This window comes from Pedobacter paludisoli (genome assembly GCF_052344095.1).
In the GTDB taxonomy this organism is placed as follows: domain Bacteria; phylum Bacteroidota; class Bacteroidia; order Sphingobacteriales; family Sphingobacteriaceae; genus Pedobacter.
Window position 1 is genome coordinate 2780692 of sequence record NZ_CP179926.1, and the last position, 16450, is coordinate 2797141.

A 16450-nucleotide genomic window follows, 5' to 3' on the forward strand; every position below is an offset into this window, starting at 1 on the left:
GCTTAAAATTATTGGTCTACCAATTTGGGTTTTGCGTCATATTCTTATTTGATGCTGTTTCATCAAAAGGAATAGGATACAGATACATTTTTGAGGCTTCAAACTTAGTTGGAGCTACGGTAACTTCTTGATAGGTTACAGTTGTTCCGTTCAACGTCCCTTGAATTCCATGTAAACTTCCATTCAAGACAGTTTCTGCGATTTTCCACCGACGGATATCCCAAAAACGCTGCTCTTCAAATGCCATTTCAACCCTTCTCTCGTGTCGAATGCGTGCTCTCATTTGGGTTTGTGTTAAACCCGTCGGTAAAGCTGGCATGTTTACACGAGCTCGAATGGCATTTATAGCGGTATATACAGTTGCATCAGGACCTACAGCTTCATTTTGAGCTTCGGCATAATTCAATAATATTTCGGCATAGCGGAAGATTGGAAAATTATGATTCTGAGCAGTATAACTACTTTCGCTTGTTGTTCCTGTCATAAATTTCCTCAAATAGTATCCGGTACGTGTTTCACCTGAATTTGTTCTTCCAAATCCTAATGGCCTGTCTCTTCCCCCATCATAGGTTTGTACATTTCGTGTTAACCAGTATAATCCGTTAAAAGAAACCGTTCCCGCTAGGCGTGGATCGCGATTGTAATATGGTGCTGTTAGTGAATAGCCTGATCCAGACTCTGAAATCATTCTACCGGTAAAGGTTTCAAACTCGTTTACTAGCTCCTGAGTAGGATTCGTTTTACCATCACCCGCACGCGTATATCCTACAGGCTCATTCAGCGATTCAACATCTGTTGTTGTAGCGCGCAAATAAGGCAGAATAATTTCTGCATTGTATCTGGTTGAAAATACATTTAGAAATCTATTTACACCGGCAACGTAATTGGTTAAAGTTGTGCCGGTAGGTGCTAAGCCAGCCATGTTTGTAGTGTTATAATGCGCCGTTGCCGTAGAGGTTGACAAAGCATACACAAACTTACCAGCTGCTACACTATCCATCACTCCTTTAGCTGCTGCTGCTGCTGCCGTCCACTTACTTACATCGTTTGTAGTATTGTATAAAGGGCTTGCGGCGTACAATAACAAGCGCGATCTCAAGGCCATCATTACACCTCTGTTAATTCGTCCAAAATAGATCGTGGTATATCCACTTGTAGTGTTGGGCGATAGTAAATTGGGCATAACGGCATCAATCTCTGTCAAGATATAATTTACACATTCTTGATACGTGTTGCGTGGTAATGCAATGTCATCACCTAAATTGTATACTTTATCTCCAATTAAAGGAATCCCTCCCCATCTTTTCAACAACTCAAAATAGAAGATTGCTCTTAATCCACGTGCCTCTGCTTTGTATCGAGTTTTTAAACCTGGTGTTTTAAAGGGAACCACCTCTACGTTTGCTAGGAAAGTATTTACTTTTCTAATACCGGCATAGTTGGCATCCCATGTATTGTCTGGTAAATTAACTTGATTAAATGCTCCATTCGAATAAAATTGAATCGCGTCTGCGGTTGAATTGGGAAGGGCATCATCGCTTCCGGCATCTAACATATTGCTTCCTATCCTATTAAATCCATTTGGCAAACTTGAATAAGTATTATTTAAAAAGTTTTCGGCATGTACACCTAATGAATCGGCGGGGTCAAAAACCATATCAATTGTTGCATTCTCAAGAGGGCGATCTTCAATCATTTTTGAGCAACCCAATACTGCAGAAACCATGTATACTGCAGCTATGATGGTTATAATTTTTGTAGTTTTCATTCGAATTAGCCTTATAGTTTTAATGAAACACCTCCGTTAATTACACGACTATTTACAAATCCAGACAATCCTGTTTCTGGATCCATATAATCTAACTTGGTCCATGTTAGTAAGTTATATCCGTTCATAAACACCCGCAGTTTGTTTATCTTGTTCTTGCTTAAGAATTTAACAGGAAATGTGTAACCTATCTCTGCATTTTTCAAGCGGATGTAATCGGCCCTTTTGTACCAAAAGGTAGACGCCTGGCTATTGTTCACATTGTTGCCCAATGTTAATCGTGGCAAGGTTGCATTTATATTATTTTCTGGAGTCCAACGATTTTCTGTGGTATAATCCAGTACATAACCATAACTGTTGCTAAATGCCAACATTTGTGCAGGGTTATAATAGATTAGTCGTGGTAAACGACCTTCTATTAACATCGAGAAATCGAAATTTTTATAAGCAAAACCCAGATTTAAACCAAAAAGATATAAAGGTTTATCGTTGATTAATTTTTGGTCTAAGAAGTTAATAATACCATCGCCATTTAAGTCGCGGTATTTAATATCGCCTGCCTGCGGAGTATATCCCGGAATAGTTGCTATGGTGTTAAAATTCTCACCTTGCTGATAAAACCCTATGGCCTCATAGCCAAAATTGCCTATCGCTTGGCCACTTCTATACATCCAGTCATATGGATAATTCCCCTCTTGTAACGAAAGAACTTTATTTTTCGCAAAAGTGAAATTACCTTTAATAAAATAGCTTAGGTTACCAATTGTATTATTAAACGAAAGGTTCGATTCAAAACCACTGTACCGGTTACTTCCAGCATTCACACTTGGGTAGGCTTGACCAATTATTCCAGAGGCATATCCATTGTTTGGACTAATTAATTGATCGGTGTATTTATTCGTATAATACACAAATTCTGCCTGAAGTTTATTTTTAAAAAATCCAATTTCAGCTCCCACATCTAACTTTAATGCTTTTTCCCAAGTAACATCCGGATTAGCTAGCGTTCCTTCGATACTACCACTAACTGGAGTTGGAGTTGCGCCAAAGTTATATCCTGTGGTTGAAATTGAATAATTCTGCAAATATGTATAATATCCTGTATTTGCCAAAGCAGTTTTTCCTATAGTAGTTCTGAACTTTAATAAGCTGATGACATCGTTATTGAACCAATCTTCGTTAGATGCAATCCAGCCTAAACCTATAGAAGGTAAGAAACCCCAGCGCTCTCCTGGTGGATAGCGGTTATAGCTACTATAAACCAAACCAATATCTGCTAAATACTTATTATCGTATGCATAACTGGCTGTTAATCCTGCGTTTTTATAAATTCTGTTTAATTGGGTATAAGAATCTATTAAATTGGTTAAGTTAAAGGTTCCTAGAACATTCAGCTTACTTTTTCCAAACGTAGCGTCGTATCCTAAAAGCCCATTAGCAAAGGTTTGCTTTGATTGCGTACCTAAAGTAGGATTTCCGCTATTGGCAATGATAGATCCATCGCTTCCTATTTTTGTATAGGTGGTTCCTGTACTATTGGTTACCGGATAATAAACTGCAAACGTTTTACTATTTTCTATTGATTGCAGATAATAGTTATTGATAGACAAGAGTCCTTGTACCCATAAACCCTTAACCCAATCATCCAATTTGAATTTCAAACTTACATCGGCATTTACTGAGCGCTGATTTTGCGTATTGTATCCAGAATTTAAGGTACTTCCTAATATGTTGGTTGTATATTGGGTTGTTCCACCTAAACTTCCATCGGCATTATAAGCAGGATATGCCAAAGGATTTGTTTGGTAGATACGATTCATGATGACACCCGCGGTGGCTCCAGGCTCACCATTTTTTTCAATAGATGCAAAAATATTTAAGCCCAATTGGATATCCTCGCTAAAGTCTATCTGCGCATTTGTTCTAAAATTATAGCGTTTGTAATAATTATTAGTTTCGTATGGGTTATCGGCACTTGTCAAAAAATTACCATCTTGAGCAAAATGTTCTACGGAGGTATAGTATCGGTAATTTTTCTGATTACCTGCAGCATATATCGAATACCTTTGTTGAGCTGCATTATCTTTATATACCGAATTATACCAGTCATTTGTGGGTTGTAAATATGGATCATTCGTTCCATTTCGGTAAGCGTCGATTAAAGCGGTGCTATACGTTGGAGTAGCATTCGGAAATGTATTTAATTGGGCCTCGTTATATAAACTAGCGTAATCGGCTCCGCTTAAAAAATTTGGACGTTGAAGCTGTTGCTGCACACCATATTGGGCCGAAAAACCCAGTTCAAAAGGCTTATCTAAGGATTTATCTTTGGTAGTAACATAAATTACCCCACCCGACGAGCGTAAACCATACATGCTGGTTGCCACTGCATCCTTTAATATAGTTACGCTCTTAATATCATCGAGATTGAAACTGGTAAAATCACGGATAACACCATCTACCACAATTAAGGGTGTATTGCCACGTAAAGTTAACGAAGAAGCATCGTACAATGGCCCTGTTTGACCAGAGCTTCTGGTTGAATATAAACCCGTAACCCTTCCTGCCAACGCATTGGTCAAATCTGAAACGGGCGTGGTATTTAAATCTTCGCTATAAAGTGTGGTGCTTCCAGCAACATTTCTAAGTTTGGATAGTGTTCGGAACCATAAATTAACGTGTCGTTGCTGTATAGGAAATTTAACGGCTACTGAATCAATCACTAGTGAGTCATGACTATCTTGTGCGTTTACAATTCGTGGCGCTACCAGAGCTAGTAACATACTAAACCATAATTTCAGACAAAATATTTCCTTAATTTTAATCGTAATTATTTTATTCATGATTAAGAATTTAGATGATTTATTAATTGAGCTTTCCTCTAACAAGGCCATTGGGTTGCTGCGTAGAACTTACCTGCAAATAAATTTTGTCGGTCATTAGTTTCGCAACAGAACCTTCATCTAGCTTTACACTTCCTTTACACTCTCTTTCGCTATTAAAAGCAGGTGTTTGTAGATCCAAAAAAAGCGTTCCTAGTTGTCCTAAATCGCCCAGAAAAAGCTGGCCTTTTCCTGGTGAATCATTATTTTGAAGGGCTATATCAAAATAAATATCATAGTGTAGCTCATTGTTACTCATGAGATACACCATAGCCACGGCGTGATCGGTTCGGCCAGTGATTGCCGGCACAACACTCGACGCAGATAGGTCTACTTTCCATTGCTTGGCGATAAAAATGTCCGATGTATAAACATCCTTCTTACAAGACGAATGAACGGACATAATAAAAATGCAGAGAAGCATAAAGCCTCTACTGAGAATTTTAATTTTCATACAATTTAGTTAGTGGTTTCGGTTGAGTTGATTTGCTTTTAGAGTCTATGCTGACTAAATGGTTGATTGGTTTGGTTGTTAGTTTTTACTTCATTTACGTAGGTTGGTTAGTTCAATTATTTGAGTTTACTGTTGTGATGAAGTTCCTGTTACAGAAAACTCTCAGTTACTTATAAAGCGTTCGGTTGATTTAGTACTATCAAATCTGAGACTTAATTGGTGAAAAAAACGGTGAATATTCTATAAAAAAGGTAGAAAAATCGGCAGCGATGTGGATAATATTCGCTAATTTGCAGAAATAGAGTTGTCCTTATCCAATGTTTAAATCTAAATATCAAAAAATAAAAGTGCCTAGGTTTTATTTATATTTTACCAATTTTTATAAATACATCCTCCATCTATTTTTGCTTCTTTTTGCTTTTTCTTTAAAGGCACAAAATCCAATTAGCTTTAATAATCTAACCGTTGAAAATGGCTTGTCGCAAAACTCGGTAATGGCAGTTGCACAAGACAGCATTGGATTTATTTGGCTGGGTACTCGCGATGGCTTAAACCGCTATGACGGGAATACGTTTAAAGTATATAAAAGTGACCCAAAAAACCTAAAAACTATTATTGCAGGAGAGATTACGACAATTGCAACCGATGCTAGAGGCACTATCTGGATTGGAACAACAAACGGTTTATGCCAATACGACAAGAAAAATGATGTCTTTATCCAACCAAATAAATTCCCGAAAGTCCTTGTAGAAACCATCCAAATGGATGCTGAAAATAACATTTGGGTTGGCACTCGGATGGGCATTTTTATTTATTCTGAAAAAGAAAATTATACAAAACCTCTTCATTATTCATTAGGTAATTCAGCTGCAAATAATGTATTTGCCATCTACAGCTACAAAAACACCATTTGGGTTGGTACTTGGACAGGCCTATATTGCTTAATGAAAAAAGGCAACACCTATCAAAAACAAAAAATTTCGCTACCAAAAGAAATTTCTGAAAATATCTCTGCAATCGCTCAAGAAAAAAATGGCGATTTATGGATTGGAAGCGCCAATGGTTTAGCAAGATACACTCCTTCCAAAAAAACTTTTAAAACATTTCATCACAACCATAAATCAAACTCACTTATTCATAATGATATACGAGAACTTTTCTTTGATAAAAAAGGTACTTTTTGGATCGGTACGCAAGCAGGACTAAGTATTCTAAATACAAAAACACTCTTTTTCACAAACTACCAAAACGATCCTGAAAACGAAAAGTCTTTAAGTTTCAATTCCATTCATCATATTTTTCAAGATCGCGATCAAAACATCTGGATTGGAACCTATTTTGGAGGCGTAAATATTTCGCATCCTCTTAGCTCTACCTTTAAAGTTTATCGAGAAAGCAAATCCCAGACAAGTATTCGTAGTAGCGTAATAAGCTCAATTATTGAAGATAAAAATAAAAATCTGTGGATAGGTACTGAAGGAGGTGGTTTAAATTATTTCAACAAAAAAAATCAAACTTTTCAAAGTTATACTAACGACCCAGCCAGCCCGACAAGCATTAGCTCGAACATTATTAAGGTTATTTGCAAAGAGCCAAATGGTAGCGATAATTTATTTATTGGAACAAATGGAGGAGGGCTGAACTACTTTTCGGCCTTAACAAAACAATTTGACCATATTATTAACATTAATTCAAGTGGAAAAAAGAATTTTTCAGAAGTATTAGCATTAAGCTTCGACAAAAACGGAAGGCTCTGGATTGGCAATCTTAATGGGCTATCCTACCTCGAAAAGAAAAATGGAAAATATCTACAGCAAACAAAACGAAGTTTTTTAGATAAATATTTAAAAAACAAACAAGTACTTTCTCTTTATTCCGACACGAAAAATAACCTCTGGATAGGAACGAATGGAGGTCTTTTTAAATATAATTTAGACACAAAAGTTTTTGCTAGCTATAAAAAAGGTCAAAACAACCCCAATAAATTATATTCTGATTATATTAATTGCATAACAGAAAGCGAAAATGGTTTCATTCTGATTGGAACACGACAAGGGATAAGCATATACAACTTATTAAAACAAACTTTTAAAACCTATTTACAGAAAGATGGGCTTATCAATAACAATGTGGTAGGTATTGTTGAAGATAAACATCAAAATTTATGGATAAGCACCACTAACGGATTATCAGAGCTAAATTTAAAAACACAACAGTTTAGAAACTACACTAAAAGCGATGGGTTAGCAGGAAATGAATTTAACGGCCGCTCTTTTTTTAAAGATTCTTCCGGCCAAATTTTTCTGGGAGGAATTAAAGGTCTAACCTCATTTTATCCTGAAGATATTCAAATCAATAAATTTACCTCGCCATTGGTGTTTTCGGGCTTACACTTATTTAACAAACAGGTGAATGTAAATGGCCCAGACAACCTTTTAGCTGAAAATATACACTCGGTAAAGCAAATTAACTTCAACTATAACCAAAATCATTTTACGATCGACTTTGCTTTGCTTAACTATGTAAAATCCGATAAAAACAAATACGCATATAAATTAGAAGGATTTGATCGAAACTGGAATTACACAAATGCTTCGCAAGCAAGTTACAGCAATTTACCATGGGGCACTTATACTTTCCTTGTTAAAGCTTTTAATAACGACGGTATACCCGGTTTACATTTCATTTCGAAAAAAATCACCATTAAGCCACCCTTGTGGGCAACTTGGTGGGCATACTCTCTTTACCTTGCCATCTTCTGTTTCATTCTATTTCTAATTGTCCGCTACTTCTTTCTCAAAGCTTTACTAAAAAAGACAGAAGAAGTACAACAAATGAAGCTCAGTTTTTTTACAAATGTTTCGCACGAAATTAGAACTCCTTTAACCTTAATATTTGGTTCTTTAGAACGGCTCATAAAAAATTCAAGCAAAACACCTGAAATAAACGAGCAGGTTATTTCCATTAAAAATAATGCCGATAGATTACTCCGCTTAGTAAATGAATTGATGGAGTTTAGAAAAACAGAAACAGGCAATCTAAAACTTAATTTAATAAACCAAGACATTGTATTTTTCTTGAAAGAGATTTTCAATTCTTTTAAACATTTAGCCGAAAGCAGAGGAATTAACTACGAATTTCGCTCAGACACTACGGAGGAAATAATTAGTTTCGACAAATGGCAAATGGAAAAGGTATTTTTCAATTTATTATCAAATGCCTTTAAGTTTACCAAAAACGATGGCAAAATAACCCTTCAGATAAAAAAAGAAAACCAAAAAATAAAAATTATGGTTTTAGATAACGGAGTTGGCATACCCAAAAGTGCTCAGGCAGAGCTTTTCAGAGACTTTTTTCAAGTAGATATGCCAAGTTCACAACACATAGGTTCTGGAATTGGCTTAGCTTTATCGCGGAGCATTGTACAAGCACATGGCGGCGAAATTTTATTGGAAAGCATACCTGAAACAAGAGAGAATAAAGGAGAAACGTGCTTTACAGTAGTTTTATCGGAGAAAACAAGCAATTTAACAAAAGAGAACTTCGTTGTTGATTCATCTTACGTTAAAAACCTGTATCTTCCTCCAATAAGTACCCCAAATATTACCGCTTCAAATACTCAAAACGCCAAACAAAATGAAACTATTCTAATCGTAGAAGATAATTTAGAAATAAGACAGCTTTTAGATAGTTTAATTAGCACAAATTATAGTGTAATTACTTGCGACAATGGCTTAACAGGATGGGAAATGGCCGTTGAACAGCTACCTGATTTAATTATATGCGATATAATGATGCCTATAATGAACGGTCTCGAACTTTGCAAAAAAATTAAAACTGATGAGCGTACTGCTCATATTCCTTTTATTCTGTTAACAGCAAAATCATCGCATGAGCAAAAAGTAAGTGGTTTAAGCACTGGTGCTGATAGTTATATTACCAAACCTTTTAGTTTGGAATTACTTTCGTTAAATGTTAATAATCTAATTCAATCTCGAAAAATCACGCGTAAAAAGTTTAAAGAAAGTACCGGTATAGAACCAGTTGAAAGCTCTTTAAGCGAAGTTGATCAAAATTTTATTTTAAAAATTACCAACTTAATAGAGAATAAAATCTCAGACGATTTTTTTGGTGTACCCGAGTTAGCAAAAGAAATTGGTATCAGCCAGCCGGTTCTTTATAAAAAGATTAGAGCACTTACTGACCTCTCAGTTAATGATTTTATAAAAACCGTGAAACTAAAAAAAGCACTTAAATTATTACAAGAACAAGTGCATTCCGTTTCTGAAATTGCCTTTTTAGTGGGCTTTAACGACCCTAAATATTTTAGTCGAGAGTTTAAGAAACAGTATGGTCAAACACCAAAAAGTTATAGTATGAATAGGAAATAAGAAGTATATTTTAGGATTTGAGAAACCCATCAACCTTAAAGTTGATATCGAACCAAAGTAAATGTACTTTAACCATGTAAATTGAGTAAAATAAAAGCACTCCAGATAATTCTGAAGTGCTAAATAGCTATTTTAATCTCGTAATGTTGTTAAATCGTTTGTTGGTGCAGGTAACCCAAGTGCAGCAATTTCATCGTATACCGATTGCGCAACAGGCAGACCCCATTTTTGAAAGAAATCGGTTAAATTATTTCCACTCACGGTACATGCCTTCAACATAAAATAACGCATTTTATCCGCATCGGTTGGAACTGTTGGCTTTTCTACACGTGTTTGTTTAGATAAAGCGATATAAAAGCTATCACCATATTGCATCCAGAGTTGATAAAACATACCCAATCTAACACCATTTGCGTTTGTAATGGTACCATTAAAATTACGGTTTGCCTGAGGTAAAGCTAGATAGTTATCTACCGAGGTCCATATTCCATCACGGTTTAGTCGCGATGGAGTGACCCCAAAATGGCGCTCGGCAGCTAATGAATATAGATTTACGGTTACTTCGCCCAGCCCACTCCATTTCCAAACGCCCTGTTGATGAATATGTCCTATTTCATGCCATAATCCCCATCCGTAAATCCCACCAAGGTGTTCATTTTGAAGAATACGATAGGTTAAGGGACGCACATAAAAAATTCCAATTCCCGCAGCCATATAATCGCCTGAATTTGCAGGTTCCTTCACTGTGATAAGATATTTATACGGACTTTGAGCATGTAAATCACTCGAATTATCAATACCGCTGAAAGCATCTTCAGCATTAATGATATCATCTATTTTTGTACAAATTGATTGTTGATCTTCTGCTTGGTAGGTTATAGCATCTTCTCTACGTGCAATTACAACCGCATGGTCTGTAATAATCATCGCATCTGGCACATTATCTAAGGTATCTAACATGGTTGCCCATTCTGCTTGAGTGGTGATATCTTTCCTAAAACATGGTAGAGGATTAAATCCCATACCAAAACTTATACTAGCCGAAGCAGCAGGAGTGGCACTGCTGTTATATTTTACCCACATGATTCCCCCATACCCGTCCGCTTTTAGTTTATTTAAGCCCGGTTGTAGTGTATAATATTTACGTACTGGCCTAACATTATCTCTAAATGGTGTACCTAAAGCGAGTTGGGGTAAACGATTACCACTTATCTGCGTAACGGTAACGTACATGGAATCGTTGGGTGCCACATAATAGCCTGTAACCAACATTTCATTGTGATTAGCCTGGCCTAAACGATTCGCAACCGCTTGGCTACCAACACCTTCCGTATACGTTTGAGTTGCAGGTGCAACTATTTCTGAGATAGACTTGGGCTCTACCAGAACACTTGAGTATTTTTTACATGCAAATAAAGTGGTAATAACGAATAAACTAAGTATAATGGTTTGATAGTTTCTTTTCATAATTATAGTGCTTATTAGAATCGTTTTTTTTAACGATACTATCTTTTAGAAATTAACTTCTTTAATTTAAGCGAGTGCGTAAAGTACACTCAACTAAAACAAAAGAAAATTTAAATTTTTTAATACAATTAATTCGGGTTACTTAACTGAGGTGTAATTGGGTCGCCTTCGTTTTAATTTTGCAACGTCTAGCCTTTGATTCTTACTCCAGGTGCCTCCTGCTAAAAGCATAAATGGCATTTCACGACAACGTGGTTTTTCTTTGGTCATAATTAAATAGTTTAGGTTGAATAAAATTTAAATCATTTACAAAACACAACAAACGAAGAACACAAATCACAAAACAAGACCTACAAAAACACAGGATTTTAAAAGACCATTCTGGTTATCTTTATAATTTCTTGTAAAAGTAATTTTTACTAAAAAAGCATCAGAACGGAACATGTTTTGGTTTTCACTTAACCAAAAATCAACTATTTTTTACATAAAAAAGATGAAAATTCAGATAAAAAAGATAGAAATTCCCTCACAATCAAGTATATTAAAACACCTCAATCGATTTATCCAAATTTCTATTTTTCCCAGCGAAAGCTTATTAGAAGGATTATTGAATAACTAAAAGATTATTCAAACTTTGGCATGGCCAAACTGATAAAACAACTAGGTATTATACAATCCCGTTCTTTCCAAAAAGATTAAAAGCGCTGTGAAGGGCTAAGAAATATCTAACAAACTGCCTTAAAAACACTCCAAATCAGCCAAATACAAAAACGCAATCTTCGTTTTCATTTTAACAAAAAAACCAACACAAGAATTCCAATTCACTCTTCAGAATTAAGCGTTTTACAAAAACAAACCTCTTATTTTCCGCGGTTGATAAGTGATTTGTTTTATATCCAGTTGCCTACAAAGCAGTAAAGTTTATTTATCCGTTCTGAATGGTGACGCGGGCAAACCTGCTTTATTGTACAAATTTGGTTCTACAGGGTTGTCGGCCCATGCATACCGCACATACATCGGTTCTTTTATTTCATCGCTCCAAACGAGCACTTTACTGCCTTCGATGGTTGCTTTTGCCCAAACAAATTTCTTATCCGCGGCCGCGATGGCAAATTCGGAGAGCGCCTCGCCATCATTGGATATCAATCCTGCTCCAACATGGTCAAAGCTCAACACAATCTTGTTTCTTGATACTTCAGAAGATTTCAATATTGGTCCCGAATATTCGATGTTTTTACCATATACTTTTGCCAAAGCTATTAGCGCCAAACGCTCCCCAACAGGTTGTTTTTGATCAGGGTGAACATCATTCCATTCCCCTAAATCAATGGCTACTGCCATGGCTGTGTTTGGTACCGACAAGGCCTTTAATTGTGCTTCGCGCATCCTGGCCCATTGGCTTTCTGTTGGCAAATAGTTATAATCCATATAGCCGGGTAACTGCACATACAGAAAAGGTAAATTGGGTTTGTTAAACTGCATGCGCCAGTCTCGAATTAATGCAGGAAGCAATGCATCGTAACGTTCAGCCTGCCACGTGTCGCTTTCGCCCTGATACCAACAAATTCCCTTCACCGTGTACGAAGTAATCGGTGCCACCATCGCATTGAATAAAGCAGTTGGTTGATTTTGAAGATTGATACTTCCAGTAAAACTACCACTCATTGGACGGTTTACTTGTCCTACTTTATACTGCCAATCCCCTTTTAAATCAATGGTATCTTTTCCTGCAAAAATAGCATAGGGCTTATCGGGAACAAATCCTCCTTTGCCCAAATTATTCGTTACCCGGATAACAAACAAATTTTTACCTTCCTGCAATAAATTGCTTGGAACGGTGTATCTTCTTTGTGGATATTGGTATGATGTGCTTCCTACTAGAGTTCCGTTGATGTAAAGCTCATCTGCATCAACAATGCGGCCTAAAAAAACCTGACTACTTTTCCCTACCATCGATTTTGGAATCACAATTTCTCGCCTATACCAAACAACCCCATTTAAATCTTTCAGCCCTTGATCTTCCCAATAACCCGGGATGTTAATTCTTCGCCAACCTTTGGGTTGATAATTCGTATCAAACCATTTTGGGCTGGTAGCCAATCCATTATCTACGGAAACTGTTGGTGCCACATCTGGCTTTTTTTTTACCAAATTCTTATTGTTTGCGATAATCTGTAAGGTGCTGTCAAATTCTTTTAGGCCATTTTCGCTAGTCCATGCTTCAATGGGAGTACCGCCAACACTGGCATTAATTAAGCCAATAGGGACTTTTGTTTGTTCATAAAGTTTCCGAGCAAAGAAAAATGCTACTGCACTAAATGGTCTTACCTGATTGCCAACTGCTGCCTGCCAATGTCCTTTTAAATCCTCTTGTGGGCTATTCAAATTGGTTGCCGTATAAATCAAGAATTGTCTAATTTCAGGATAATTGGCCTCTTCTATATCTTTGGCATATAACACATCATGAATATCCATTTGATGCACCATATTGGATTGGCCGCTCATTAACCAAACATCTCCAAAAAGAATATTTTTAAGCACTAACGTGTTCGTTCCTTTAAAAATCATGTTGTATGGACCGCCCGCTTTAACCGGATTTAACTGCAATTGCCACTTTCCGTTATCAGCAGTTACCGTTTGATAGTTCTTCTTGTTAAAATTAAGCGTAATCCGTTCTCCCGGTTCAGCCCAACCCCAAATTTTTATCTTTTCATCGCGCTGCAGGATCATGCTATCGCGAATAATGGAAGGCAATCTAATTTCTGCTTTTGTTTGGAAGCAGAAACAAATAATCGCGGCAAAAAATAACTTAAATTTCATATACAATTCTGTTCGAATGATTTCTTTTTTATGATTTTAAATACCCAATGATTAATTTAATTGGATTGATGACTGTAAAAAATTGCTGGTAAACTGCTTCGTTTTTACAGGCTGCCCGCCACCAATACTAATGTCCATTTCTGAATTTGGCAGGTAAGGCTTCCCGTTTTCGTCCAACAAACTGATACTTTCTTTATCCAACGTAAACCGGATAACTTGGCTTTCTCCGGCTTTTAGACTGATTCTTTTAAATGCTTTTAATGAACGAATTGGTGCTTGCTTTTGGCCTTTAAAGGCTACATACAACTGAACAACCTCTTCTCCATCCATTTTGCCTTCGTTTTTAACCGTTGCTTCAACCGTTATTTTACCCGCCTCAGCAAGTTGATTTTGAAGCGTTATATGTTGATACTTAAACGTGGTATAGCTTAAGCCATAACCGAAAGGATAAAGGGCGTTGCCTTGAAAATAGCGGTATGTCCGCCCGGTCATATTGTAATTTTCGAAGGGAGGTAAATCGTCGTCATTCTTATAAAACGTTACCGGTAATCGCCCTGCGGGATTATAATCGCCAAATAAAACATCTGCAAAAGCTTTACCCGCAGCCTGTCCGCCATACCAGGCGTTAACGATGGCCGGAATATTTTCACTTTCCCATGGGATGGCAATAGCGCTTCCAGTTAACATGGCCATAACCAATGGCTTTCCGGTGCTTTTTAACGCTTTTAACAAACGCGTTTGCACTTCGGGCAATAGAATACTGGTTCTATCGCCACCATCAAACCCCGGATATGGAACTTTCATTTCTTCTCCTTCCAATTGAGGTGAAATTCCTCCTACAAACACAATGGCATCTACATCTGCCAATCGCTTAGCCAAAGCCTGAAAATCGGTTTTCACAAATTTTCCACAAGCGAGTTTCACACTGGCAGCACCTTCATTTTGATTGGTCTCCACCACAATGGTGTATACTTTCCCTTTTTCGGCATTGATATTAAATTGTTTTGCGCCCCAGCGGTTTCGTGCCCATGAATCAACTACCGATTTCCCATTCACAAAAACGCGATAGCCATCATCTGCATTTACTTCAAAAGTTAATACTTCATTCATTTCGGCGGCTATTGAGGTACTGTATCGTGCCGAAAAACGATATGCAGGAACATTGGGATAAGGCATTTGTCCTTCTGCCCATTGATGATTAATATCTTTTTCTTGTACAACATGTACCGGCGCACCTTGAAGTTCTTGGTTGTTAAAATATTCCGCTTTCACTCCGGTTTTCCCTTCAAAGCTGTACCAAGCAGAAATATCGCGATACTGCAGTAGCGTGTCGTTGGTAAAATTAATGGCTTTTTCAAACCGTACTTCAGCATTCGGGACTTTACTTTTAATGCCAGCCAATAGCGTTGATAAATGCGAAGGAAAACCGTTGTAATTCCCTAGAATTGCGATGGAATTATCGGCATTTGGACCAATCACGGCAATTTTCTTCAGGTCTTTTCGCAACGGAAGGGTATTGTTTTCATTTTTTAAAAGGACAATGGATTGTCGAGCCATTTTTAAAGCATGTTCACTATGTTCCGGAGCTTCAATGGCTGAAGCAGGAGTTTGGGCGTATTTCACCTTTTCAACTGGATCGAAAAACCCTAACTTATAACGAATCTCAAACAGTCTTTTTACGGAAATATCAATTTGTTTTTCGGTCAAATTTCCTTCTTTAACCGCATTAATTAAGGTATGATACACGTTAACGCCACATTCCAAATCGGTTCCATGCATCACGGCATCAATGGCGGCGGCTTTCGCATCTGGATGTGTTTTATGAAATTTAAAAAAATCATCAATCGCCCAGCAATCGCTGGTTACATATCCATTAAATCCCCATTGGTTGCGAAGAATATCATTCATTAATAAATCGCTACCGCAACAAGGCTGTGTCCTAAAAGCGTTGTAAGCACACATCACCCCGGCTACGTTCGATTTTACAATGAGTTCTTTAAATGCTGGAAGATAGGTGTTCCACAAATCCAAATCGCCAATTTCAGCATTAAATGAGTGACGCGAGGGTTCTGGACCGCTGTGAACGGCAAAATGTTTGGCACACGCCGCCGCCTTCAAATAATTCGGGTCATCGCCTTGCAAGCCATGCACAAAAGCCTTCCCTAACATGGCGGTTAAAAACGGGTCCTCGCCATAGGTTTCTTGTCCACGGCCCCACCTTGGGTCTCTAAAAATATTGATGTTAGGGGTCCAATAGGTTAGGCCAAGGTACCGTTTGTAGGCTTTATCTTCTTGATTCGCTTTGGCAAAAATTGCGCGTCCTTCTAATGCAGAATAATCTGCCATCCGATGCAAAGAAGTCGTATCCCAGGTAGCGGCCATGGCTATTGCTTGTGGATAAACCGTTACAGGATAAGGTGTTCTTGCCACCCCATGCAACACTTCATTCCACCAATCGTATGCTGGAATGCCTAGCCTAGGAATAGCTGGTGCCGCATTCAACATCTGAAAAACTTTTTCTTCAAGGGTTAACCTTTTTACTAGGTCGTCTATTCTTTGCTCACGTGGGAGGTTCGAATCCCACATCGGATACTTTTTATATTCTTGTGCAAAAGCCAAGATGGGAAAGGTTAAGCTAAATACAATTAGAATTTTTCTCATAATTGAA

Annotated in this window: 7 protein-coding genes; 1 reads left to right on the forward strand and 6 read right to left on the reverse strand. The window is 37.3% G+C overall.

Annotated features, from left to right (window positions below; all coding sequences use genetic code 11):
- Positions 1–16: 16 nt before the first annotated feature.
- The 3 genes from ACJVDK_RS11330 to ACJVDK_RS11340 are packed head-to-tail and all read right to left on the reverse strand — an operon-like array spanning position 17 to position 5104.
- On the reverse strand, positions 17–1768 hold the full coding sequence (locus ACJVDK_RS11330) for a RagB/SusD family nutrient uptake outer membrane protein (RefSeq protein ID WP_443936779.1): 1752 nt from the start codon (positions 1766–1768) through the stop codon (positions 17–19).
- An 11-nt stretch (positions 1769–1779) separates the two neighbouring features.
- A complete protein-coding gene (locus ACJVDK_RS11335) occupies positions 1780–4611 on the reverse strand; it encodes a SusC/RagA family TonB-linked outer membrane protein (RefSeq protein WP_443936780.1) in 2832 nt (943 codons plus the stop codon).
- A 22-nt stretch (positions 4612–4633) separates the two neighbouring features.
- The gene (locus ACJVDK_RS11340; protein WP_443936781.1) at positions 4634–5104 is read right to left on the reverse strand and encodes a CHRD domain-containing protein; all 471 of its coding nucleotides are present in this window, start codon (positions 5102–5104) and stop codon (positions 4634–4636) included.
- A gap of 317 nt (positions 5105–5421) precedes the next feature.
- On the opposite strand from ACJVDK_RS11340, the gene ACJVDK_RS11345 reads away from it, so the two are divergent.
- Positions 5422–9495, forward strand: coding sequence for a hybrid sensor histidine kinase/response regulator transcription factor (locus ACJVDK_RS11345; protein WP_443936782.1), 4074 nt, complete (start codon positions 5422–5424; stop codon positions 9493–9495).
- Between the two features lie 132 nt (positions 9496–9627).
- Here ACJVDK_RS11345 and ACJVDK_RS11350 read toward each other — a convergent pair whose 3' ends face one another.
- The 3 genes from ACJVDK_RS11350 to ACJVDK_RS11360 form a co-directional block, all read right to left on the reverse strand.
- Positions 9628–10962, reverse strand: coding sequence for a M60 family metallopeptidase (locus ACJVDK_RS11350; RefSeq protein WP_443936783.1), 1335 nt, complete (start codon positions 10960–10962; stop codon positions 9628–9630).
- A 921-nt stretch (positions 10963–11883) separates the two neighbouring features.
- The gene (locus tag ACJVDK_RS11355) at positions 11884–13782 is read right to left on the reverse strand and encodes a sialate O-acetylesterase (protein ID WP_443936784.1); all 1899 of its coding nucleotides are present in this window, start codon (positions 13780–13782) and stop codon (positions 11884–11886) included.
- A gap of 51 nt (positions 13783–13833) precedes the next feature.
- On the reverse strand, positions 13834–16443 hold the full coding sequence (locus ACJVDK_RS11360; protein WP_443936785.1) for a glycoside hydrolase family 3 C-terminal domain-containing protein: 2610 nt from the start codon (positions 16441–16443) through the stop codon (positions 13834–13836).
- Positions 16444–16450 lie beyond the last annotated feature (7 nt).